The organism is Geobacillus jurassicus NBRC 107829 (assembly GCF_001544315.1).
Lineage (GTDB): Bacteria > Bacillota > Bacilli > Bacillales > Anoxybacillaceae > Geobacillus > Geobacillus jurassicus.
Genome location: NZ_BCQG01000002.1, coordinates 107,404 through 131,743, shown reverse-complemented (window position 1 = coordinate 131,743; position 24,340 = coordinate 107,404). Strand labels below are relative to the sequence as shown.

The 24,340-nt window shown below is 55.4% G+C and carries 22 protein-coding genes and 1 riboswitch; of the genes, 19 read left to right on the top strand and 3 right to left on the bottom strand.

The annotated features are described in order from the left end of the window. Positions 1-248 precede the first annotated feature (248 nt). Complete coding sequence (locus GJ1_RS01260; RefSeq protein WP_066227389.1) at positions 249-692, bottom strand: Hsp20/alpha crystallin family protein; 444 nt, start codon at positions 690-692, stop codon at positions 249-251. Positions 693-842: 150 nt separating this feature from the next. After that, positions 843-944: riboswitch (purine riboswitch) on the top strand. Positions 945-1,054: 110 nt separating this feature from the next. Here GJ1_RS01260 and purE point away from each other — a divergent pair. The 12 genes from purE to purD all read left to right on the top strand — a co-directional run bounded on the left by purE (position 1,055) and on the right by purD (position 13,992). Then, on the top strand, positions 1,055-1,543 hold the full coding sequence (purE, locus tag GJ1_RS01255; protein ID WP_066227386.1) for a 5-(carboxyamino)imidazole ribonucleotide mutase: 489 nt from the start codon (positions 1,055-1,057) through the stop codon (positions 1,541-1,543). Continuing rightward, positions 1,536-2,684 carry a 5-(carboxyamino)imidazole ribonucleotide synthase gene (gene purK / locus GJ1_RS01250; RefSeq protein ID WP_066227382.1) on the top strand — a complete coding sequence of 383 codons (1,149 nt, stop codon included), beginning with the start codon at positions 1,536-1,538 and terminating at the stop codon, positions 2,682-2,684. The genes purE and purK overlap by 8 nt, the downstream gene beginning before the upstream one ends. Beyond that, positions 2,681-3,976: an adenylosuccinate lyase gene (purB, locus tag GJ1_RS01245; protein WP_013144127.1), complete on the top strand. Its 1,296-nt coding sequence runs from the start codon at positions 2,681-2,683 to the stop codon at positions 3,974-3,976. Before purK ends, purB begins: the two co-directional genes overlap by 4 nt. Positions 3,977-4,036: 60 nt before the next feature. Continuing rightward, positions 4,037-4,780 (top strand): phosphoribosylaminoimidazolesuccinocarboxamide synthase, encoded by a 744-nt coding sequence (gene purC / locus GJ1_RS01240; RefSeq protein WP_066227379.1) that lies wholly within the window; start codon positions 4,037-4,039, stop codon positions 4,778-4,780. Then, complete coding sequence (gene purS, locus GJ1_RS01235; protein ID WP_013144128.1) at positions 4,768-5,022, top strand: phosphoribosylformylglycinamidine synthase subunit PurS; 255 nt, start codon at positions 4,768-4,770, stop codon at positions 5,020-5,022. The genes purC and purS overlap by 13 nt, the downstream gene beginning before the upstream one ends. Further along, positions 5,019-5,705 carry a phosphoribosylformylglycinamidine synthase subunit PurQ gene (gene purQ, locus GJ1_RS01230; RefSeq protein ID WP_066227377.1) on the top strand — a complete coding sequence of 229 codons (687 nt, stop codon included), beginning with the start codon at positions 5,019-5,021 and terminating at the stop codon, positions 5,703-5,705. Before purS ends, purQ begins: the two co-directional genes overlap by 4 nt. Continuing rightward, on the top strand, positions 5,689-7,917 hold the full coding sequence (gene purL, locus GJ1_RS01225) for a phosphoribosylformylglycinamidine synthase subunit PurL (RefSeq protein WP_066227374.1): 2,229 nt from the start codon (positions 5,689-5,691) through the stop codon (positions 7,915-7,917). The genes purQ and purL overlap by 17 nt, the downstream gene beginning before the upstream one ends. Then, on the top strand, positions 7,893-9,305 hold the full coding sequence (gene purF / locus GJ1_RS01220) for an amidophosphoribosyltransferase (protein WP_066227371.1): 1,413 nt from the start codon (positions 7,893-7,895) through the stop codon (positions 9,303-9,305). The genes purL and purF overlap by 25 nt, the downstream gene beginning before the upstream one ends. Positions 9,306-9,505: 200 nt before the next feature. Then, on the top strand, positions 9,506-10,546 hold the full coding sequence (purM, locus tag GJ1_RS01215) for a phosphoribosylformylglycinamidine cyclo-ligase (RefSeq protein ID WP_066227368.1): 1,041 nt from the start codon (positions 9,506-9,508) through the stop codon (positions 10,544-10,546). Then, the gene (gene purN, locus GJ1_RS01210) at positions 10,543-11,175 is read left to right on the top strand and encodes a phosphoribosylglycinamide formyltransferase (RefSeq protein WP_066227365.1); all 633 of its coding nucleotides are present in this window, start codon (positions 10,543-10,545) and stop codon (positions 11,173-11,175) included. Before purM ends, purN begins: the two co-directional genes overlap by 4 nt. Beyond that, on the top strand, positions 11,138-12,676 hold the full coding sequence (gene purH, locus GJ1_RS01205) for a bifunctional phosphoribosylaminoimidazolecarboxamide formyltransferase/IMP cyclohydrolase (RefSeq protein WP_066227363.1): 1,539 nt from the start codon (positions 11,138-11,140) through the stop codon (positions 12,674-12,676). The genes purN and purH overlap by 38 nt, the downstream gene beginning before the upstream one ends. A 23-nt stretch (positions 12,677-12,699) precedes the next feature. Continuing rightward, positions 12,700-13,992: a phosphoribosylamine--glycine ligase gene (gene purD / locus GJ1_RS01200; RefSeq protein WP_066227361.1), complete on the top strand. Its 1,293-nt coding sequence runs from the start codon at positions 12,700-12,702 to the stop codon at positions 13,990-13,992. Here the strand turns inward: purD and GJ1_RS19380 are convergent. Both GJ1_RS19380 and GJ1_RS01195 read right to left on the bottom strand, forming a co-directional pair. Then, complete coding sequence (locus GJ1_RS19380) at positions 13,946-14,050, bottom strand: EYxxD motif small membrane protein (protein ID WP_325048220.1); 105 nt, start codon at positions 14,048-14,050, stop codon at positions 13,946-13,948. The genes purD and GJ1_RS19380 overlap by 47 nt on opposite strands. A 297-nt stretch (positions 14,051-14,347) precedes the next feature. Next, positions 14,348-14,593, bottom strand: a complete 246-nt coding sequence (locus GJ1_RS01195) for a YgaP family membrane protein (protein WP_066227358.1) — start codon at positions 14,591-14,593, stop codon at positions 14,348-14,350. 95 nt (positions 14,594-14,688) lie between these two features. Between GJ1_RS01195 and GJ1_RS01190 the strand changes: the two genes are divergently transcribed. From GJ1_RS01190 to GJ1_RS01160, 7 genes are all read left to right on the top strand, one after another. Continuing rightward, the gene (locus tag GJ1_RS01190) at positions 14,689-16,434 is read left to right on the top strand and encodes an adenine deaminase C-terminal domain-containing protein (protein ID WP_066227356.1); all 1,746 of its coding nucleotides are present in this window, start codon (positions 14,689-14,691) and stop codon (positions 16,432-16,434) included. Positions 16,435-16,462: 28 nt separating this feature from the next. Continuing rightward, a complete protein-coding gene (locus GJ1_RS01185; protein ID WP_066227352.1) occupies positions 16,463-17,479 on the top strand; it encodes a DUF3048 domain-containing protein in 1,017 nt (338 codons plus the stop codon). Between the two features lie 122 nt (positions 17,480-17,601). Beyond that, complete coding sequence (locus GJ1_RS01180; protein WP_011229782.1) at positions 17,602-17,937, top strand: YerC/YecD family TrpR-related protein; 336 nt, start codon at positions 17,602-17,604, stop codon at positions 17,935-17,937. Between the two features lie 98 nt (positions 17,938-18,035). Then, positions 18,036-18,755, top strand: coding sequence for a heptaprenylglyceryl phosphate synthase (gene pcrB, locus GJ1_RS01175; RefSeq protein WP_066227349.1), 720 nt, complete (start codon positions 18,036-18,038; stop codon positions 18,753-18,755). 28 nt (positions 18,756-18,783) lie between these two features. After that, positions 18,784-20,958, top strand: coding sequence for a DNA helicase PcrA (gene pcrA, locus GJ1_RS01170; protein WP_066227343.1), 2,175 nt, complete (start codon positions 18,784-18,786; stop codon positions 20,956-20,958). 21 nt (positions 20,959-20,979) lie between these two features. Then, the gene (gene ligA, locus GJ1_RS01165; protein ID WP_066227340.1) at positions 20,980-22,992 is read left to right on the top strand and encodes an NAD-dependent DNA ligase LigA; all 2,013 of its coding nucleotides are present in this window, start codon (positions 20,980-20,982) and stop codon (positions 22,990-22,992) included. After that, complete coding sequence (locus GJ1_RS01160; RefSeq protein ID WP_066227337.1) at positions 22,989-24,209, top strand: CamS family sex pheromone protein; 1,221 nt, start codon at positions 22,989-22,991, stop codon at positions 24,207-24,209. Before ligA ends, GJ1_RS01160 begins: the two co-directional genes overlap by 4 nt. Positions 24,210-24,340 lie beyond the last annotated feature (131 nt).

Genomic DNA, 24,340 nt, shown 5'->3' with positions numbered 1-24,340 from the left:
GGCAAAAATGAGGGAGCTGCATAGTTCTCTCATTTTTTTGCCTATTTCCAATGAGTCATTTTGAATGACGCCATTTTTAATCCTCTCCCCCAAAATGTAAAGCGTGATCATCGTTTCCTAGACCCCCTTTTTCATAAAAGCGATAGGAAACGGAAATTCGCGTAAGGGTGTCCTGTACGGCATGGGACACCCTCTTTTTTTATTTTTTCGGAAAGGCAGGTATCTCCTTTTTTGCACTCGTGGGGAGATTATTCACTTTTTTTGATGACAATTTTCTTTTTCGGCTCGTCAGGGATAAGTCGATGCAGATGGATGAACAACAGGCCGTTATGGTATGTTGCTTCGATGCGGTCCTCTTTGACGGCGAACGGCAGTGGGATTGTTTTTTGGAATTGGCCTTGGAAAATGCCTTCTTCCACTAGCTCAAACCCCTTGAAGTTTAGATTAATGGTTGCTTTCACTTCCAACGTTTTGTATGATACATACACTTCTGCATCTTCGATTTTTTCGAGCCCTGGGAGGCTGATGACAACGAGCAGTTCGTTGTCTTTTTTGTAGATGTTCATACCGGATGATGGCTTGTTCGATGACGGCAGCAACGGCTGGATGCTTCCCCAAAAATCATTTTGGAAAAATTGCTGCCAATGCTTTGTCCAATCAGAAAACGGCGTAAACGGGTTTTCTTTGGCCATCGTGTCTCTCCTCCTCCGCTCATTCATCATATGCCGCCTTCTTCGTTTGGTGATTCAAAAAAACACGAACATTTACTTTGGCGAAATACTAAATGTTCGATTTTTTCCTTGACATGCCGAAAAAAAACCTGCTACTATAAAGGTAACTTCATAGTGTATGAGAAGATCCCTCATATAATTTTGGGAATATGGCCCAAAAGTTTCTACCCAATAACCGTAAATTATTGGACTATGAGGGAAAGGATCGGTTTTGGCTTTTTTTCGATCAGCAACTGTCAAAGCCCAGAACGATGCTTTCCCTCGTTTACGGATGGGAACGTATGTTCTTGGTTTTGTTGTGCTAGCAAAAGGAGTGAAACGGTATGAGCCCGCTCGTTGGGGTGATCATGGGAAGCCATTCGGATTGGGAAACGATGAAACATGCTTGCGCCATTTTGGAGGAATTGGGCGTTCCGTTTGAGAAAAAAGTCGTATCGGCGCACCGGACGCCGGATGAGATGTTTCTGTATGCGGAAACGGCTGAAGAGCGCGGCATTCGGGTGATCATTGCCGGGGCTGGCGGGGCGGCCCATTTGCCGGGAATGATCGCGGCGAAAACGACGCTGCCGGTGATCGGCGTGCCGGTGCAGTCAAAAGCATTGAATGGGCTTGACTCGTTATTGTCAATTGTGCAAATGCCAGGCGGGGTGCCGGTGGCGACGGTGGCGATCGGCAAGGCGGGGGCGACCAACGCCGGACTGCTCGCCGCATCGATTCTTGGGTTGCTTGAGCCGCGCTATATGGAGGCGCTCAAAGCGCGGCGGGAAGCCATTCGAAAACAAATCGTAGAAAGCAGTGATCAACTTGACTAAGCGGCGGATCGTTCCTGGGCAGACGATCGGCATCATCGGCGGCGGGCAGCTCGGGCGGATGATGGCCTTGGCGGCGCGTGAGATGGGCTTTCGCATTGCCGTGCTTGATCCGACGCCTGATTCCCCGTGCGGGCAAGTGGCTGATATCGAAATGACGGCGGCGTATCATGATTTGGACGCTATGGCGGAACTTTCGCGCGTGAGCGATGTCATCACGTATGAATTTGAAAACATCGATGCGCGGGCGCTTGAATGGCTTGAGGCAAACGCCTATGTCCCGCAAGGAAGCCGGCTGCTTGCTGTAACGCAAGACCGGGCGCTGGAGAAAGCGGCGATCGTTGATGCCGGCTTGCCGGTGGCGCCCTATGTCGAAGTGAATGGAGCGGAGGAGCTTGAACAGGCCGTTCAGACGATCGGGTTCCCGTGCGTCTTGAAAACGCGGCGCGGCGGCTACGACGGCAAAGGGCAATATGTGCTGCGCGGCGAAGGCGATCTAGCCAAAGCGGCTGATTTGCTTCGGCTTGGCCCATGCATTTTGGAAGGCTGGGTGCCGTTTGTGAAGGAAATGTCGGTCATTGTCGCCCGCAACCTCGATGGTGAGACGGCTGTTTTTCCAGTGGCGGAAAATATTCATATCGAGAATATTTTGCATCAAACGATCGTTCCGGCCCGAATTCCGGAAAGCGTGCAAGAGCGGGCCATTCGCTACGCGGAAGTGTTGGCCGCATCGTTTTCGCTCGTTGGGACGCTGGCGGTGGAAATGTTTTTGACTGCGGACGGGGATATTTATATTAATGAGCTGGCCCCTAGACCGCACAACTCCGGACATTATACAATCAATGCATGCGCGACGTCGCAGTTTGCCCAGCACATCCGCGCCGTCTGCAACTGGCCGCTCGGATCGACCGAATTGTTGAAGCCGGCGGTGATGGTCAATATTTTAGGCGAGCACGTCGAGCCGGTCATTCGGCATATCGGTTCGTTCGACGGGGCGGTTTACGTCCATCTGTACGGCAAACACGAAGCGAAGCCGAAGCGGAAAATGGGACATGTGACGGTGCTGGCAGACGATGTCGAGGGGGCGCTGGCGCGAATCGAATCGTGGCAAATTTGGCATGATCGGAGGCTGGAACGAGGATGATTGAACGTTACACAAGACCGGAAATGGGAGCGATTTGGACCGAGGAAAACCGCTTTAAGGCATGGCTTGAGGTGGAATTGCTCGCGTGCGAGGCGTGGGCCGAGCTTGGCGTCATCCCAAAAGAAGATGTCCGCCGCCTGCGTGAAAACGCGTCGTTTGACGTCAACCGCATTAAAGAAATTGAAGAAGAAACGCGCCATGATGTCGTCGCCTTCACCCGCGCCGTTTCTGAGACGCTTGGGGAAGAACGGAAATGGGTGCACTACGGGCTTACGTCGACCGATGTCGTTGACACGGCGCTCGGCTACTTGTTAAAGCAAGCGAACGCCATTTTGCGGCGCGATTTGGAAAACTTCATTCAAGTGCTGAAAGAGAAAGCGCGTGAACATAAATACACGGTCATGATGGGGCGTACGCACGGCGTTCATGCCGAACCGACGACGTTCGGGCTGAAGCTGGCGCTTTGGTATGCGGAGATGGTGCGGAATTTGGAGCGGTTTGAACAAGCAGCCAAGATGGTGGAAGTGGGGAAAATTTCCGGCGCAGTCGGCACGTACGCCAACGTGGATCCGTTTGTGGAGCAGTATGTTTGTGAAAAACTCGGCTTGACGCCGGCGCCGATTTCGACGCAGACGCTGCAGCGCGACCGCCATGCCTACTATATGGCGACGCTGGCCTTAATTGCGACATCGATTGAAAAATTCGCCGTCGAGATTCGCGGCTTGCAAAAAAGCGAAGTGCGCGAAGTCGAAGAGTTTTTCGCCAAAGGACAAAAAGGCTCATCAGCGATGCCGCATAAGCGCAATCCGATCGGTTCGGAAAACATGACCGGCATGGCGCGCGTCATTCGCGGCTATATGGTGACGGCGTACGAAAACGTGCCGCTTTGGCATGAACGCGACATTTCCCATTCGTCGGCGGAACGCATCATTTTGCCGGATGCGACGATTGCGTTGAACTATATGTTGAACCGATTCGCTAATATCGTGAAACATTTGCTTGTGTACCCGGAAAACATGAAAAAAAATATGGAGCGCACGTTCGGGCTCATTTATTCGCAGCGCGTCTTGCTCGCCTTGATCGACAAGGGGATGACGCGCGAGGAGGCGTACGATTTGGTGCAGCCGAAAGCGATGGAAGCGTGGGAGAGACAAGTGCCGTTCCGCTCGCTTCTTGAAGCAGATGAGCGGATCATGAGCCGGCTGACGAAAGAGGAGCTCGATGATTGCTTTGATTATCGCCATCATTTGAAACATGTCGATACGATTTTTGCCCGCTTAGGGTTGGAGTGAGCGGCTGCCGGCTGGTCGAAGCCGGCCGGCTATACAAAAGATTTTCAATCTTCTGGATAAATGGAGGCGTTGATCGTGCCGACGAAACAACAGCTGTTGTATGAAGGGAAAGCGAAAAAAATTTACGCGACTGACGAGCCAGATGTGCTTTGGGTCGAGTACAAAGACAGCGCAACGGCGTTTAACGGCGAAAAAAAGGCGACGATCGCCGGCAAGGGGCGGCTCAATAACGAGATTTCCAGCTTGTTGTTTTTGAAGCTGCGCGAAGCAGGCATTGCCAATCATTTTATTGAAAAGCTGTCGCCAACGGAACAATTGGTCCGACGCGTGACGATCATCCCGCTTGAAGTCGTTGTCCGCAATGTGGTAGCGGGAAGTTTAGCCAAGCGGATCGGTCTAGAGGAAGGGACATCGCTTGAGGCACCGCTTGTTGAGTTTTATTACAAAAACGACGACCTTGGCGACCCGTTGCTGTTGGAAGATCATATCTTCATTTTAAAACTCGCTAGCCGCGAGGAAGTCGCCGCGCTGAAGCAGGCCGCGCTTGCGGTGAATGACGTACTGCGCCTCCATTTTGCCGAGCGGAACGTGAGATTAATTGATTTTAAGCTTGAGTTCGGCCGTACGGCGGACGGAGCCATCCTCTTGGCGGATGAGATTTCACCGGACACGTGCCGGTTATGGGACGCAAAGACGAACGAAAAGCTCGACAAAGACGTGTTCCGCCGCGACTTGGGTAGTTTGACGGATGCGTACGAAGTCATTTTACAACGGTTAGGGGGAGAATCGGCATGTACAAAGTAAAAGTGTATGTCACGTTGCGCGAGAGTGTGTTGGATCCGCAAGGGACCGCTGTAAAAGGGGCGCTGCACAGCTTATCGTATACGGAAGTGAAAGATGTACGAATCGGGAAGTTTATGGAGCTCGTTATTGAAGAGAGCGGCCGCGACATCAACGAGCTCGTCCGCGAGATGTGCGAAAAACTGCTTGCCAACCCGGTGATTGAAGACTACCGCTATGAAATCGAGGAGGCCGTCGCCCGATGAAGTTTGCCGTCATTGTGTTTCCGGGATCGAACTGCGATGTCGATATGTACCATGCGATCGCCGATGAACTTGGCGAAGAGGTTGAATACGTTTGGCATGATGAGGACAATCTAGACAGATTTGACGCCATTTTGCTTCCAGGCGGGTTTTCATACGGCGATTACTTGCGTTCCGGAGCCATTGCCCGTTTCTCCAAGGTGATGGCTGCCGTGAAGCAAGCTGCCGAAGCGGGGAAACCAGTGCTTGGGGTGTGCAACGGGTTTCAAATTTTGCTCGAAGCCGGCTTGCTTCCTGGGGCGATGCGCCGCAATCAAGGATTGAAATTCATCTGCCGGCCGGTGCGGCTGACGGTGGAAAACAATGAGACAATGTTTACGTCTGCCTACGAAAAAGGCGAGGTCATTACGATCCCGATCGCCCATGGCGAAGGGAATTATTATTGCGACGAACAGACGTTAAAGCGTCTGATCGAGAACCGGCAAATTGTGTTTCGCTACCATGGAGAAAATCCGAACGGCAGCTTGGCCGATATTGCCGGCATCGTCAATGAGCGGGGCAATGTGCTTGGCATGATGCCGCATCCGGAGCGGGCGGTCGACGCCTTGCTCGGCAGCGCGGACGGGCTGAAACTATTCCGATCGATCGTCAACTATTGGAGGGAGACGCATGTCGTTACTGCTTGAGCCGAGCTCGGCGATGATCAAAGAGCAAAAGCTATACCGCGAGATGGGGTTAACGGACGAAGAGTTCGCGCGCATTGAAGCGATTTTGGGAAGACTTCCGAACTACACGGAAACTGGCATTTTTGCCGTCATGTGGTCGGAGCATTGCAGCTACAAAAACTCGAAACCGGTGTTAAAAAAATTCCCAACGGATGGCCCGCACGTGCTGCAAGGGCCCGGCGAGGGCGCGGGCATTGTCGATATCGGCGACGGGCTGGCAGCGGCGTTTAAAATCGAAAGCCATAACCACCCGTCAGCGATTGAGCCGTACCAAGGGGCGGCGACGGGGATCGGCGGCATCATCCGCGACGTCTTTTCGATGGGGGCGCGGCCGATCGCGCTGCTCAACTCGCTTCGATTTGGCGAATTGACGTCGCCGCGCGTCAAATATTTGTTCGAGCAGGTCGTCGCCGGCATTGCCGGGTATGGCAACTGCGTCGGCATCCCGACCGTCGGCGGCGAGGTGCAGTTCGATCCGGCGTATGAAGGCAACCCGCTTGTCAACGCCATGTGCGTCGGGATCATTCGCCATGAGGATATTCAGCGCGGCATTGCGACCGGGGTCGGCAATACGGTCATGTACGTCGGGGCGAAAACAGGGCGCGACGGCATCCACGGGGCGACGTTTGCTTCGGAAGAGTTGAGCGAGCAATCGGAAGCGAAACGCCCGGCCGTGCAAGTCGGCGACCCGTTTATGGAGAAATTGCTGCTGGAAGCGTGTCTTGAGGCGGTCAAGTCTGATGCGCTCGTCGGCATTCAAGATATGGGCGCCGCGGGGCTCACGAGCTCATCGGCCGAGATGGCGAGCAAAGGCGGCTTCGGCATTGAAATGAATTTGGACCTCGTCCCGCAACGGGAAACGGGCATGACGCCATATGAAATGATGCTCTCGGAATCGCAGGAGCGGATGTTGCTTGTCGTCAAGCAAGGGCGCGAAGACGAAATCGCCGCGATTTTTGCCAAATACGGTCTCGAAGCGAAAGCGATCGGCAAAGTGACCGCTGACAAAATGCTTCGCTTGTACTTCCGCGGCGAGGTGGCGGCGGAGATCCCGGTGGACGCCTTGGCGAAAGACGCGCCGGTGTATCATAAACCGTCGAAAGAGCCTGCCTATTACCGCGAGTTTCAAGCGATGCCGCCGTATATTCCGCACATCGAAGACTACAATCAAACATTGCTCGGGCTGCTCGCCCAGCCAACGATTGCCAGCAAAGAGTGGGTGTACGACCAGTACGACTACATGGTTCGGACGAACACGGTCGTCGCTCCGGGGTCGGACGCGGCGGTCGTACGCATCCGCGGCACGAACAAGGCGCTTGCGCTGACGACGGATTGCAACTCGCGCTACTTGTATTTGGATCCAGAGATGGGTGGGAAAATCGCTGTCGCTGAAGCGGCGCGCAACGTTGTTTGCTCCGGAGCGAAACCGCTCGCCATTACCGACTGCCTCAATTTCGGCAACCCGGAAAAGCCGGAGATCTTCTGGCAGCTTGAAAAAGCGGTCGACGGAATGAGCGAAGCGTGCCGGGCGCTCGAGACGCCGGTCGTGAGCGGCAACGTCTCGCTGTACAATGAAACGAACGGCGAGGCGGTGTATCCGACGCCGGTCGTCGGCATGGTCGGCCTCATTGACGATCTTTCCCATATTACGACTCAGTCGTTTAAGCAGGCGGGCGATCTCATTTATGTGATCGGCGAGGCGAAGCCGGAGTTTGGCGGCAGCGAGCTGCAAAAATGGCTTGAAGGCCGCATTTTCGGAAAAGCGCCAGAGATTGATTTAGAGATCGAAGCGAGACGCCAACGCCAGCTGCTTGCCGCAATCCGCGCCGGAGTGGTGGCATCCGCGCATGACGTCGCTGAAGGCGGGCTGGCGGTGGCTTTGGCGGAGTGCCTGATGGGCGCCGACGGGCTTGGCGCGAACGTAACGATCAGCGGCGACGCGACGAGCGAACTGTTCAGCGAAACGCAATCGCGCTTTGTCGTGTCGGTGAAAAAAGAGCATCAAGAGGCGTTTGAGCAGCTGGTTGAAGCGAAGCGAATCGGCGAAGTGACGGACGCCAACGTATTGGTGGTGAACGGGGAGCGCGGGGAGACGCTCATTCACCTTTCCGTTGCCAAGATGCGAGACGTCTGGAAAGGGGCTATTCCATGCTTGCTGAAATCAAAGGATTGAACGAAGAGTGCGGCATTTTCGGCATTTGGGGGCATGAGGATGCGGCCCGGCTCACGTATTACGGACTGCACAGCCTGCAGCACCGCGGCCAGGAAGGAGCCGGCATCGTTGTCGCGCAAAGTGGGAAGTTGCACGGCCATAAAGGGCTTGGGCTGGTGACGGATGTGTTTCAAAGCGGCACGCTCGAGGCGCTCCAAGGGTCGGCGGCGATCGGCCATGTCCGCTATTCAACGGCGGGCGGGGGCGGCTATGAAAACGTTCAGCCGCTCTTGTTCCGCTCGCAAACCGGCGCGATGGCGTTAGCCCATAACGGCAATTTGACGAACGCCGTCGAGTTGAAGCTCGCGCTTGAAGCGCAAGGAAGCATTTTTCAGACGACATCGGACACGGAAGTGTTCGCCCATCTCATCCGCCGCAGCCAAGCGCCGACGTTTGTCGGGCAAATGAAAGAGGCGCTTCGTCAAATCGAAGGAGCGTTTGCGTTTTTGTTGTTGACGGAAAAGGCGCTCTATGCGGCGCTTGATCCGCGCGGGTTTCGGCCGCTGTCGCTCGGCCGGCTCGGTTCAGCGTATGTCGTCGCCTCGGAAACGTGCGCGTTTGATGTCATCGGCGCCACGTACGAGCGGGAAGTGGCGCCTGGGGAACTGCTCATCATCAGCGGCGAAGGGGTGCGCTCGGAACGGTTTGCTCCCGAGCAACCTCGGTCCATTTGCAGCATGGAATATATTTATTTCGCTCGCCCGGACAGCCATGTCGATGGCATCAACGTCCATACCGCTCGAAAAAACCTGGGGAAACGCCTAGCGCTCGAGGCGCCGGCGGAGGCCGACATCGTCACCGGCGTTCCCGACTCGAGCATTTCCGTCGCCATTGGCTATGCGGAAGCGAGCGGCATTCCGTACGAATTAGGGCTCATTAAAAACCGCTATGTCGGCCGGACATTCATCCAGCCGTCGCAGGCGTTGCGCGAACAAGGGGTGAAAATGAAGCTGTCGCCGGTGCGCGGGGTTGTCGACGGCAAGCGGGTCGTAATGGTCGATGATTCGATCGTGCGCGGGACGACGAGCCGGCGCATCGTCACGATGCTCCGCGAAGCAGGCGCGGTTGAGGTGCACGTGCGCATCAGCGCGCCGCCGATCACCCATCCTTGCTTTTACGGCATTGATACCTCGTCAAAGGAAGAATTGATCGCGGCGAATCACACTGTTGAAGAGATTCGGCGCTTGATTGGCGCTGACTCCCTTGCCTTTATCAGCCAGGAAGGGATGCTTGAGGCTATCGGGCGCCCGGACGTCTCGCCGCAGCGCGGACAATGTTTGGCGTGCTTCACCGGCCGGTACCCGACCCGCCTCGACCAAGCGGCTCGTCCTTGCCTGACAGCGAAATGAACGATGCGCTGAAAGTGGGCGGCTGCCGCCGGCCAGGACGGTGAGCGCATTTCTAGGAAAGAAGCGTCGCCCGGCGAGAGCGTCGCCTAGAATGATGGTGAAATCGACATAGCGAGTCCTTAAGTTCGGTGATGTTGCCATTTCTCATTCAATCACCAACCTTCTAGAGCGCGATGGGTGACGAAAAGGAGGAAGCTGACGTGGCAAAGGCATACAAACAAGCAGGGGTTGACATCGAGGCCGGTTATCGGGCTGTCGCCCTCATGAAAGAGCACGTGCAAAAAACGATGCGTCCCGAAGTGCTGGGCGGGCTTGGCGGGTTTGGCGGCCTGTTTGATCTATCGGCGCTCAACTACCGCCAGCCGGTGCTTGTGTCCGGCACGGATGGCGTTGGGACGAAGCTGAAACTCGCGTTTTTGCTGGACCGGCATGATACGATCGGCATCGACTGCGTGGCGATGTGCGTCAACGACATCACGGTGCAAGGGGCGGATCCGCTCTTTTTCCTTGATTATATCGCTTGCGGCAAGGCGGTGCCGGAGAAAATCGCCGCCATTGTCAAAGGGGTGGCTGACGGCTGCGTCGAGGCCGGCTGCGCTCTGATCGGTGGGGAGACGGCGGAAATGCCGGGAATGTATGATGAAAATGAGTATGATTTGGCTGGGTTTGCCGTCGGCATTGCCGAAAAAGAGCAGCTTGTGACCGGAGAGACGATTCAAGCGGGCGATGCGCTTGTCGGGTTGCCATCAAGCGGCCTGCACAGCAACGGCTATTCGCTTGTGCGCCGCATCGTGTTTGAACAGGCGAAATTGTCGCTTGATAAGATTTACGAGCCGCTTGATGTTCCGCTCGGCGAGGAGTTATTGAAGCCGACGCGCATTTATGCGAAACTGTTGCGCTCCGTGCGCGAGCGGTTTACGATCAAAGGGATGGCGCATATTACCGGCGGCGGATTTATCGAAAACATTCCGCGCATGCTACCGGATGGGCTTGGTGCGCGCATTCGGCTCGGCTCATGGCCGGTGCTGCCGATTTTTGACTTTTTGCGTGAAAAGGGCCACCTTGCGGAAGAAGAGATGTTTTCCGTCTTTAATATGGGCATCGGCCTTGTGCTCGCTGTCAGCCCGGAAACGGCGGCGCCGCTTGTCGAGTGGCTCTCGGAACGGGGCGAGCCGGCGTACATCATCGGCGAAGTCATCGAAGGGGCGGGCGTGTCGTGTGCCGGAGGGAGCGAAGGATGAAGCGGCTTGCGGTGTTCGCTTCAGGCAGCGGAACGAACTTTCAAGCGATCGTCGACGCGGCGAAGCGCGGCGATTTGCCGGCGGAGATCGCTCTCCTTGTTTGCGACCGCCCGGAGGCGAAAGTGATCGAACGAGCGGCACGAGAAAACGTGCCGACCTTTGTGTTTTCGCCGAAAGATTACCCGTCGAAAGCGGCGTTTGAAGGCGAGATTTTGCGCGAGCTGAAGGAGCGCCGCATCGACTGGATTGCGCTCGCCGGTTATATGCGGTTGATCGGGCCGACGTTGCTTTCGGCTTATGAGGGAAAAATCGTCAACATCCATCCGTCGCTGTTGCCGGCGTTTCCGGGAAAAGATGCGATCGGCCAGGCGTATCGGGCTGGCGTCCGTGAAACGGGCGTCACCGTTCATTACGTCGATGAGGGGATGGATACTGGGCCAGTCATTGCCCAGCGCGCCGTTCCGGTCGTGCCGGGAGAGCCGATCGAGGCGCTGGAGGAGCGCATCCATCAAGTCGAACATGAGCTGTACCCGGTGGTGTTGCGCATGTTGCTGACGGAAAAGGAACAACAAGAAGAAAGGATCGAGAATGATGGCAGTGAAACGAGCATTGATCAGCGTGTCCAATAAAGAAGGCATCATTCCGTTTGCGAAACAGCTGTCCGAACTTGGCGTTGAAATCATTTCGACCGGCGGGACGAAACGGGAGCTTGAAGAAGCCGGCGTTCCGGTCATTTCGATTTCCGATGTGACCGGCTTTCCGGAAATTTTGGACGGGCGCGTCAAAACGCTGCATCCGGCCATCCATGGCGGCATTTTGGCGGTGCGCAGCGACGAGCGCCATCAAGCAGCGCTCGCACAGCATGGCATTCACCCGATCGATTTGGTTGTCGTCAACTTGTACCCGTTCCAACAAACGATCGCCAAACCGGACGTGACGCTGGCGGAGGCGATTGAAAACATCGATATCGGCGGCCCGACGATGGTGCGGGCGGCGGCGAAAAACTACGCTGACGTTGCGATTGTCGTCGATCCGGCCGACTATCCGATGGTGATCGAAGAGCTGAAAACCACCGGTTCGATCCAAGCAAAGACGCGGCAAAAGCTTGCGGCGAAAGCGTTCCGCCATACGGCGGCGTATGATGCGATGATTGCCGAGTATTTGACCAACCTCACCGGGGAGGACTATCCGGAAACGCTCACCGTTACGTATACGAAAAAACAATCGTTGCGCTATGGCGAAAATCCGCATCAATCGGCGGCGTTTTACGCCAAACCGCTCGGCGCGGCGTTCTCGATTGCCAAAGCGGCGCAGCTGCACGGCAAAGAGCTGTCGTACAACAACATTAACGACGCCAACGCGGCGATCAACTTGATTCGCGAATTTCAAGAGCCGGCTGTGGCGGCGATCAAACATATGAACCCGTGCGGCGTCGGCACCGGCGCGACGTTGCTTGAGGCGTTTACGAAAGCGTACGAGGCTGACCCGGTGTCTATTTTCGGCGGCATTATTGCGGTTAACCGTGAAGTGGACAAAGAAACAGCCGAACGGATGCACGATATCTTTTTGGAAATCGTCATCGCCCCGTCATTCAGCGATGAGGCGCTTGCCATTTTGACGAAAAAGAAAAACATCCGTCTGTTGACGCTTGACTTCACCGCGCCGAGCGTCAAAGAAAAAACGCTTGTGTCCGTCAACGGCGGCTTGCTCGTTCAAGACGCCGATACGTACACGCTCGAAGACGCTGAGTGGAACGTCGTCACGAAGCGCGAGCCGACTGAGGCCGAGCGCGAGCAGCTTCGCTTCGCTTGGAAAGTGGTGAAACACGTCAAATCGAACGCCATCGTGCTGGCGAAAAACGGCATGACCGTTGGCGTTGGAGCCGGGCAAATGAACCGGGTCGGAGCGGCGAAGATCGCCATTGAACAAGCCGGGGAGCAGGCGGCGGGCGCTGTGTTGGCGTCCGATGCGTTCTTCCCGATGGACGATACGGTCGAGGCGGCGGCGAAAGCCGGCATTACGGCCATCATTCAGCCGGGCGGCTCGATTCGTGACGCCGATTCGATCCGCAAGGCGGATGAATACGGCATAGCCATGGTCTTCACCGGCGTGCGCCACTTTAAACATTAAGCGTGGCAAAGGAGAGGGAGACGATGAATGTACTGGTCATCGGACGAGGCGGGCGCGAGCACGCCATCGCTTGGAAAGCGGCGCAAAGCCCGCTTGTTGACAAGCTGTATGCGGCGCCAGGCAACCCGGGCATGGCGGACGTGGCGGAGTTGGTCGATATCGATGAGCTCGACATGGAGGCATTGGTGCAGTTTGCGAAACAACAGGCGATCGATTTGACGATCGTCGGTCCGGAAGCGCCGCTTGCTGCCGGCATCGTGGATCGCTTTGTGGCGGAGGGGCTTCGCGTTTTCGGCCCGAGCCAAGCCGCGGCGCTCATTGAAGGAAGCAAGGCGTTCGCCAAAGAACTAATGAAGAAATACAGCATCCCAACGGCGGAACATGCGACCTTTACGTCGTATGAAGAGGCGAAAGCCTACATTGAACAAAAAGGCGCGCCGATCGTCATAAAAGCGGACGGGTTGGCCGCTGGCAAAGGCGTCACTGTCGCCCAAACGGTGGAAGAAGCGCTTGCCGCGGCGAAAGCGGCGCTTGTCGACGGCCAATTTGGCGCGGCCGGGAGCCAAGTCGTCATTGAGGAGTACTTGGAAGGAGAAGAATTTTCGTTTATGGCGTTTGTCAACGGCGAGAAAGTCTATCCGCTCGCCATCGCCCAAGACCATAAGCGGGCGCATGACGGAGACGAAGGGCCGAACACCGGCGGCATGGGAGCGTACTCACCGGTGCCGCAAATTTCAAACGAAACGATCGAAGCGGCGTTGCGCACGATTTTGATTCCGGCAGCCAAAGCGTTGGCGGCGGAAGGAAGGCCGTTTCTTGGCGTGCTGTATGCCGGATTGATGGCCACGGCGAACGGGCCGAAAGTGATCGAATTTAACGCCCGCTTCGGCGATCCGGAAGCACAAGTTGTACTGCCGCGCCTGAAGACCGATTTGGTGGAAGCGATCCTAGCGGTGATGGAAGAAAAAGAGCTGGAGCTGGAATGGACGGATGAAGCCGTGCTTGGCGTTGTGCTCGCGTCCAAGGGCTACCCGGGGGTTTATGAGCGCGGGGCCGAAATCCGTGGGTTGGACCGCATTTCCTCTGACGCGTTGTTGTTCCATGCTGGCACAAAGTATGAAGGCGGCGCATGGTACACGAACGGCGGCCGCGTTCTTCTATTAGCGGCCAAAGGGTCGACGCTCGCCGAGGCGAAGGAAAAAGCGTACGAGCAACTGGCGGCCATCGACTGCGCCGGTTTGTTTTACCGGCGCGACATCGGCCGGCGCGCTATCGAACGCGCCTCCGCCGCATATATACGTACGAAAGAGCGATAATGCCGCCGATTAACGCGGCCAATACGAACGACATGTCGGTCATATACTCGAGCAACATGGTGGTTCACTCCTTTGCAGTCGAAGGTGTCCCAAGAACGGGACACCTTTTTTGACATGACGCGCAGGACGCCCTGAGGGAATCGGCTCATTGGCGATGAGAGCCGCTCATGGTTTGGGAGTCCTCTTTTCCGTTGACGGCTAAAAACAGTTGCTATCAATGGACGCTTTTGCCGACATTCCATATGATTTTTCCGGAAGCGTTCGGCAAATCATCTTGCGTTAGACATGCCTCGAGTCGGTTATATCGACAAGAGCGGCCAGTGGCGTTGGAGAAGTCATTGTACACTCCCGACCGTTATGTCGGATTGACCCCCGTCTCTTTTTGCTCATCAAGCAGCTGCTGACGCTGCATATTGTTAAACAAGGCGGTCACCGGACAAAAACGGATGATCCCTTCCCCGACTTTCATCGCCCCAAGCAGCGCAGCCCACAAATACGATGCGCACCATGGCCGCCGGGCGAGGCGGGAGGTGGCCCATGCGATGACGGTCAAGCCGAGCGTGATGCGAATGAGCGCATTTACAATGCCAATATTCGCCATCCGTTTGTCCCCTCCTTAATTTTTTATTGTGAAAGTCGCTTTTGTGCGTTAAAATGGGTATATGGAACGATTAGGAAACAAGGGACGGGGTGGCAATGGGCGAACAACGTTACCGATGGAAAGGCAACGAACTGCGTGAACAGGCAGCGATTATCGACGGAAAACAATCGCCGACGAAAGTGTTGGTGAACGCGACGTATTTGCACTCATATTTTCGCGAATGGGTAAAAGGAAATATATGGATACATAGAGACCGCATCGTGTATGCCGGCGAGCGGTTTCCTGATCGTGTCGACGAGGCATGCGAGATCGTCGACTGCCGCGGGTATGTGCTCGTTCCTGGCTACATCGAGCCGCATGTTCATCCGTTTCAATTATATAATCCCCATTCATTTGCCCGTTATGCAGCGGCGCACGGGACAACCACGCTCCTCAATGACAACTTGTTTTTGCTTTTGCAGCTCGATGATGAAGAGGCGTTTTTATTTTTGCAAGGAATGAATGCGCTTCCAACATCGATGTATTGGTGGTGCCGGTTTGATGGGCAAACGGAGCTTGAACGCGAAGAGGAGCAAGTGTCCAATGCTCGGATCAAGCGCTGGCTTGACCAAGAGGTGGTGCTCCAAGGCGGTGAGTTGACCTCATGGCCGAAAGTGATCAGCGGCGACGACATCGTTTTGTATTGGATGCAAGAAGCGCACCGGCGCCGCCGCAAAATTGAAGGGCATTTTCCCGGTGCGTCGGAAAAAACGCTTGTCAAAATGGCGCTCTTTGGTGCGGATGGCGATCATGAGGCGATGACGGGAAAGGAAGTGTATATGCGCCTTTCTCACGGCTATACCGTTACGCTCCGCCATTCATCGATCCGCCCGGATTTGCCGGTGCTGCTTGAGGAAATGAAAGCGCTCGGCGTCCGGCATTATGACAAATGTTTGTTGACAACGGACGGATCGCCGCCATCATTTTATGAAGACGGAGTGATTGACCGGCTCATCCGCATCGCGATGGAGCACGGCGTGCCGGTGATCGATGCTTATGCGATGGCGACGATCAACGCCGCCCGCCACTATGGCATTGAGCATCTTCACGGCAGCATCACCACCGGCCGCATCGCCCATATCAATTTTTTGCGCTCGGCTCATGACCCGATGCCGGTGCAAGTGCTGGCCAAGGGCGAATGGGTGAAGCGCGATGGAGAAGCTCCGTCTCTCTGGCCGGAGCCGGAATGGGATCGTTTTGGCATTCGGCCTCTGTCGTTGTCATGGGAGCTTGACTGGGATGATTTACAATTTTCGATGCCGATGGGGTTGCGCATGGAAAACGCCGTCATTTTAAAGCCGTATTCCGTATCGATCGATACGTCGCGCGATCGTTTAAGTCATGACCATGATGAATGCTTTTTGGCTTTGTTTGACCGAAACGGCCGCTGGCGTGTCAATACGATGTTAAAAGGGTTTGCATCAGCGCTTGGTGGGTTGGCGAGTTCCTACTCAAACACCGGAGATTTGATTTTGATCGGCAAACATAAGGAAGATATGCTGCTCGCCTTCCAGCGGATGAACGAGATCGGCGGCGGCATTGTCCTTGCCGAGGAGGGGGAGATTTTGTTTGAACTTCCGCTTCCTTTGGGAGGCATGATGTCCCCTGTGGAGATGAACGAACTGATGAACGAAGAAAAAACGTTCGTCCGTTTGTTGCGCGAGCGCGGGTATCGTTTCGAAGACCCGGTGTATTCGCTGCTTTTTTTGCAGTCAACCCACCTGCCGTATGTGCGCGTCACGCAACGCGGGATTTATGATGTGATGCACAAAACGGTACTCTTTCCTTCAATAATGCGGTAAAATAAAAAAGAAAAAGGTTGTGTGTCCATTGAAACGTTGGCTGTTTTCCATCAGCTGCGCGGCATTGTTGTTAGGCGGCTGCACGGCCAAAAGCGAGCCGAAACAGGCCGAGCCGGCCAAATCGAATCATGCACAGGAGCCGTCGTCTGAGCGCCCGGCGGAGGAGACACAAACGTCTCCGTTGACCGGATTGCCGGCGAAAGGGGACATCCATCAACGGGTCGTCGGCGTGATGATCAACAATCATCCGAAGGCGCGGCCGCAATCAGGGCTCCGTGCGGCGGACATCGTGTATGAGGTGCTCGCCGAGGGCGATATCACCCGTTTTTTGGCGTTGTACCAAAGCGAATTGCCGGAGCGGGTCGGACCGGTGCGAAGCGCACGCGATTACTATATCGATTTGAGCGAAGGCTACCATGCCCTGTATGTATGCCACGGCTGGAGTCCGGAGGCGAAAGAGCGGCTTGAGGGGGGCGGAATCGACTATTTGAACGGATTGTTTTACGACGGCACGCTGTTTCAGCGCGTCCCGTTCCGCAAGGCGCCGCACAACTCGTACATTACGTTTGCCAACATTGAAAAAGGGGCGGAACAAAACGGATATGCCTGGACGGATGAAGTCGCGCCGCTATCGTTTCGCGCCGATGAACCGAGCGGCGAGAAAGTGGAGACAGTGCGCATCGCCTATTCGCACCGAGCTTATGCCCAGGTCGAATACAAATATGTTCCTGAACAAAAAGGGTATTACCGGTACAGCGGCGGCGAGCAAACGATCGATTACGATACGCGTAAGCCGGTTGTCGTGCAAAACGTCATGATCATCGCCGCCCGCCATCAAGTGATCGACAGCCATGGGCGGCGCGACATCGACCTTGCTTCCGGCGGCAAGGGGTATTTGCTGCAGGGCGGTGTTATGCAACCGATCGAATGGAAAAACGTCGACGGCCGGCTGCTGCCGTACCATAACGGGGCTCCGATCGGATTCGTGCCGGGAAAAACGTGGATCAATATCGTGCCAGAATTGGAGATCGTTCAATGGAAATAGCGAAACCGCCTGCTTTGTCCGCTGCAAGGCAGGAGGAGCCGTGGATCGACACATCGGCCGGCAGTTGGAAGACGGCTGCCGACTACCACATTTTTTGCGTCAAAAGCAAGGAGGAAACAGCTATGCAAATCGACAAACTGCGCGGCAGAGAGTTGGATCAACTGTTTAAAGCGATTTTGTCGCTGCGCGATTTAGAAGAGTGTTACCGTTTTTTCGATGATTTATGCACCGTGAATGAAATCCAGGCGCTCGCCCAGCGGCTCGAGGTCGCCCGCATGCTGCGCGAAGGATATACGTACCATAAAATCGAAACGGAAACTGGGGCGAGCACGGCGACGATTTCGCGCGTCAAGCGCTGCCTTAACTACGGCAATGACGCTTACGCCATGGCGCTCGATCGCATTAAAGAGGAGCAACAGCAAGAAGAGAAAGAAGCCAACGAAGCGGTCACAGACTGACGCGGCAAGGAGATTCCTTCCATTTGCAAAGGAACTCCTTTTCTTTTTGCGGATTTGTTATAATGGAACAATGGAGAAATGAGTGGAGGGTTACCGCTATGGAGGAGATTCGCGCTTGGCGCCATGTGTTTAAACTCGATCCGAATAAACCGATTGATGACGAGCGTCTTGAGCGCCTCTGCGAGTCGGGCACGGATGCGGTCATCGTCGGCGGAACCGACGGGGTGACGATCGACAACGTGCTTGATTTATTGGCTCGCATCCGCCGTTTTTCCGTGCCATGCGCGCTCGAAGTCACCGACGTTGAAGCGTTGACGCCGGGGTTTGACGTGTATTTCATTCCGATCGTGTTAAACAGCGGGCGGGCGGAGTGGATCGTCGGCCGCCATCATGAGGCCGTGAAACAATACGGCGATATCATGAACTGGGACGAGATTGTCGCAGAAGGTTACTGCATTTTAAATTCGGAATGCAAAGCGGCCAAGCTGACGGAAGCCGACGCGGAGCTCAGCGTTGACGATGTTGTAGCATATGCCCGTTTAGCCGAGCATTTGTACAAGCTGCCGATTTTTTACCTGGAGTATAGCGGGGCGTACGGCGATCCGGCTCTCGTGGAAAAAGTGAAACAAGCGCTCGGTCGTGTGCAGCTGTTTTATGGCGGCGGCATCACAACGCCCGAGCAGGCGGCGGATATGGCGCGCTATGCTGATACAGTCGTCGTCGGCAACGCGATTTATGATGCGTTCGAACAGGCGTTGTCAACCGTAGCGGCGGTCAAGCAGACAGCTGGTCAACGGAGCAGAGATGGTGTAAAATAGAACATATGTTTTATTGGTGGTGGAGACGATGAACTTTTTGTCAGAAAAGCTGCTTTCGCATTTAAACAAAGAGCAGCAAGAAGCCGTGAAGACGACGGAAGGTCCGCTGCTCATCATGGCGGGGGCGGGGAGCGGCAAAACGCGCGTGTTGACGCACCGGATCGCCTATTTGATGGCGGAAAAACAGGTGGCGCCGTGGAATATTTTGGCCATTACGTTTACGAACAAAGCGGCGCGCGAGATGAAAGAGCGGGTGCAGGCGCTCTTAGGCGGAGCGGCGGAAGAGGTGTGGATTTCAACCTTCCACTCGATGTGCGTCCGCATTTTGCGCCGCGATATTGACCGCATCGGCATTAACCGCAATTTTTCCATCCTCGACCCGACGGATCAGCTTTCGGTCATCAAAACGATTTTGAAAGAAAAAAATATCGATCCAAAAAAATTTGAGCCGCGGACGATTTTAGGCACGATCAGCGGGGCAAAAAACGATTTGATCACGCCGGAGCAATTTGCGAAGCGGGCATCGACGTACTACGAAAAGATCGTCGCCGACGTGTATCAAGAGTACCAACAACGCCTTCTCCGCAACCACTCGCTCGACTTTGACGATTTGATTATGACGACGATCCAATTGTTTGACCGCGTGCCGGATGTGCTTCAATATTACCAGTATAAGTTTCAGTACATTCATATCGACGAGTACCAAGATACGAATCGCGCCCAATATACATTGGTGAAAAAGCTCGCTGAGCGGTTCCAAAACATTTGCGCCGTCGGCGATGCCGATCAGTCGATTTACCGCTGGCGCGGGGCGGACATTCGCAACATTTTATCGTTTGAGCGCGACTACCCGAACGCGAAAGTCATCCTGCTTGAGCAAAACTACCGTTCAACGAAGCGCATCTTGCAGGCGGCAAACGAAGTCATTGCGCATAACGTCAACCGAAAGCCAAAGCGGCTGTGGACGGAAAACCCGGAAGGAAAGCCGATCGTCTATTATGAAGCGATGAATGAAGCGGACGAAGCGCAATTTGTCGCCGCCCGCATTCAAGAGGTGGTTGAGCGCGGGGCGCGCCGCTACAGCGATTTTGCCGTGCTTTACCGGACGAACGCCCAGTCGCGCGTCATCGAGGAAATGTTTTTAAAGGCGAACATTCCGTACCAAATCGTCGGCGGCTTAAAGTTCTACGACCGGAAAGAAATCAAAGACATCCTCGCCTATTTGCGCGTCATCGCCAACCCAGACGATGATTTGAGCCTACTTCGCATCATCAACGTGCCGAAACGCGGCATCGGGGCATCAACGATCGACAAACTCGTCCGCTATGCGGCCGAGCACGAGCTGTCGCTGTTTGAAGCGCTTGGTGAGCTGGAGATGATCGGGTTCAGCGCCAAAGCGGCTGGGGCGCTTGCGGCGTTCCGCGGTCAGCTTGAGCAATGGACGCGGCTGCAAGAATATGTTCCGGTCACGGAACTCGTTGAAGAGGTGCTCGAAAAGTCAGGCTACCGCGAGATGCTCAAGGCGGAGCGGACGATCGAAGCGCAAAGCCGGCTCGAGAACTTGGACGAGTTTTTGTCGGTGACGAAGCATTTTGAAAACGTAAGCGATGATAAATCGCTCGTCGCCTTTTTAACCGACTTGGCGCTCATTTCCGATTTGGACGAGCTGAATGGGACGGATCAGGCGGACAAGAACGATGCCGTCGTCTTAATGACGCTGCACGCCGCCAAAGGGCTTGAGTTTCCGGTGGTCTTTTTGATCGGCATGGAAGAAGGCATTTTTCCGCACATTCGTTCACTTGAAGATGATGATGAAATGGAAGAAGAGCGGCGGCTGGCGTATGTCGGCATCACCCGTGCTGAGGAAGAGCTCGTGTTAACGAACGCACAAATGCGGACGCTGTTTGGCAACATCCAAATGAACCCGCCGTCGCGCTTTTTAGATGAGATTCCAGCGCATTTGCTGGAGACGGTCTCGCGCGGAAAACCGTCCGTTTCTCGTTCGGCGCCTGCTGGCTTGCAGGCAGGCGGCGCTGGCGGGACGTGGAAAGTCGGCGACCGGGCGAACCACCGGAAATGGGGAGTGGGCACCGTCGTCAGCGTCCGCGGCGAAGGCGATGACCAAGAACTTGATATTGCCTTCCCGAGCCCGATCGGCATTAAACGGTTGCTCACCAAATTTGCGCCGATTGAGAAAGCATAGGAAAGGAGAACGGGTGAACGTATGGATCGCCAACAAGCCGAACGGCGCGCGGCCGAGCTGCGCGAACTATTGAACCGCTATGGCTACGAATATTACGTGCTCGACCGGCCGTCCGTCCCGGACGCCGAGTATGACCGGCTCATGCAAGAGCTCATCGCTATCGAGGAACAATATCCGGAATTGAAAACGAGCGACTCGCCGACCCAGCGCATCGGCGGCCCGCCGCTTGAGGCGTTTCGCAAAGTGACGCACCGCGTGCCGATGATGAGTCTCTCGAACGCGTTTGACGAAGGGGATTTGCGCGATTTTGACCGCCGCGTTCGCCAAGAAGTCGGCCAAGCGGCGTACGTGTGCGAATTGAAAATTGACGGCCTCGCCGTCTCTGTCCGCTATGAAGACGGCTATTTCACTCAAGGGGCAACACGTGGTGACGGAACGACCGGCGAGGACATTACGGAAAATTTAAAAACGATCCGCTCGCTGCCGCTTCGCCTGAAAGAGCCGGTGTCGCTGGAGGCGCGCGGCGAAGCGTTCATGCCGAAAGCATCGTTTTTACGTTTGAATGAGGAGCGAAAAGCCCGGGGCGAAGAGCTGTTTGCCAATCCGCGCAACGCCGCGGCCGGCTCGCTTCGCCAGCTCGATCCGAAAGTGGCGGCATCGCGCCAGCTCGATTTGTTCGTCTACGGCTTGGCCAATGCCGAAGAACTTGGCATTGAGTCGCACAGCGAGGCGCTCAACTACTTACAGGCGCTCGGGTTTAAAGTGAATCCAGAGCGGCGGCGCTGCGCGAACATCGATGAGGTGATCGCCTTCATCAACGAATGGCATGAAAAACGACCGCAGCTGCCGTACGAGATCGACGGCATTGTCATTAAAGTCGATTCGTTTGTCCAACAGCGGCAGCTTGGCGTCACGGCAAAAAGTCCGCGCTGGGCGATCGCCTACAAATTCCCGGCTGAAGAAGTGGTGACGACGCTCATCGGCATTGAGGTCAACGTCGGGCGCACCGGCGTCGTCACTCCGACGGCGATTCTCGAGCCGGTCCGCGTCGCCGGCACGACCGTGCAGCGCGCCACCCTTCACAACGAAGACTTTATCCGCGAGAAAGACATTCGCATCGGCGATGCGGTCATTATCAAAAAAGCGGGCGACATCATCCCGGAAGTCGTCGGCGTCGTCGTGGACCGGCGCAACGGGGACGAAACGCCGTTTGCGATGCCGACGCACTGCCCGGAATGCCAAAGCGAACTCGTCCGCTTGGATGGAGAAGTGGCGCTTCGCTGCCTGAATCCGAAATGCCCAGCCCAGCTGCGCGAACGGCTCATCCACTTCGCGTCGCGGGCGGCGATGAACATTGAAGGATTGGGCGAAAAAGTGGTCACCCAACTGTTTAACGCCGGCCTCGTCCACGATGTCGCCGATTTGTACCGATTGACGAAAGAACAGCTCATCGGTTTGGAACGGATGGGCGAAAAGTCAGCAGCCAACTTGCTTGCCGCCATTGAAGCGTCGAAGCAAAACTCGCTTGAGCGGCTGTTGTTTGGCCTTGGCATCCGCTACGTCGGGGCGAAAGCCGCCCAGCTTTTGGCCGAGCATTTTGAAACGATGGAGCGGCTCGAGAAAGCGACGAAAGAGGAATTAATGGCCGTGCCGGAAATCGGGGAAAAAATGGCCGACTCGATCACCGCCTTCTTTGCCCAGCCGGAAGCGGCCGAGCTGTTGAATGAGCTGCGGCTTTATGGCGTCAACATGGCATACAAAGGGCCGAAGCGGGCGGCTGAGGCGCCCGCTGACTCCGCCTTCGCTGGCAAAACGGTCGTCTTGACCGGAAAACTTATGTCCATGTCGCGCAACGAAGCGAAAGAACAAATCGAACGGCTCGGCGGGCGCGTCACTAGCAGCGTCAGCCGCAGCACCGATCTTGTCATCGCCGGAGAGGATGCCGGATCGAAGCTCGATAAAGCCCAGCAGCTTGGCATTGAGATTTGGGACGAATCACGATTTTTGCAAGAGATCAGCAGGGAGGAACGATGAAACAGATTCTATCACTTCGTAGCTTAGTTGCCCGTCGTTGGACGAACCGGGCCCGAAAGCGGTTGGCTGCCATCGGGCTCGCCTCCATCTGTTTGTTGTCTGCTTGTGCGCCGAAGTTTGATCAAGGTCAAGTAGTGCAAAATAAGGGCGATAAAGAGCAAGAAGCGGTCATTCCGAAATACAACATTTCCGACTCGTACTACCGCGTCGTATTGCCCTTTAAACCGTCCGGGGCGCGCGGGGAGGTTGTCAATGATTTAAACACGCGCCTTGATGTCGACGAGTTTGAGACGGGACTCATGCGCCTGGCCACGGAGCAGTTTCCGACGGATGAGTACTTGTTCCAAGAAGGGCAATATTTGGACAGCGAGACGGTCGGAAAATGGCTCGCTCGCAAGAAGACGGACCGCCAGCTAAAGGAAGAGAAAATGAAGCCGGAAGACAACATCGGCTTAAACCCACCGATCAGCGACACGGGAACAAACGAACAAAAAAACAAACAAAGCCCGATTTATTTGGCGAGCATTTTGGAACATGATTATTTGGTGAAGATCGACAACGACAAAGTGAAGCTCGGCGGCATCGCTATCGGCCTGGCGTTAAACTCCGTCCACTATTACTCGACCGAACAAGGCTATCCGCGCGAGGTCAAAATCAAAGACGATGTCATCGAACGGGAAGGAAAGCGGATCGCCGCTGAGGTGTTGAAGCGACTGCGGAGCATGAAAGGGCTCGGCAGCGTGCCGATTACGATCGCTTTATACAAACAAGCGCCCCGTTCATCTGTCGTTCCAGGCCACTTTTTTGCCGTCACCCATGTCGATGAAGGAAGCAGCACCATCGATGATTGGGAGGCGGTGAACGAGGAATATTATTTATTCCCGTCCGATGAGGCGGAAGAGAACCATCGTGATGACTGGCTCAAATTCAACAATTTTAAATCAGACGTTGAAGACTTTTTCCCGAACTACACCGGCATCGTCGGCAGAGGGTTGTACGTCAACGACCAGCTTCAGAAGTTAACGATCAACATTACGATGCCGTTTTACGGCAAAGCGGAAGTGATCGGCTTTACCCAATACGTGACCGGCTTGGTGATGGAAAAATTCCCGGACTACATCACCGTCAATGTCTACATCGCCTCGGCCGGCCAGCCGGAAAGCCTCATCGTGCGCCAGGCGAAAGCAGACGAGCCGTTTGTGCATATTTATCAATGACAACGCGTCGCATCCTCTCTGGACGAGCCGGAGGGGATGTGTTTTTTGCGATGTTGCGCTTCTAAAAGGCTGGTGAAAACGGATTAGCTGGCAGCCTGTCGACGTGATTTGCCGGATGGGGGGACAGATTG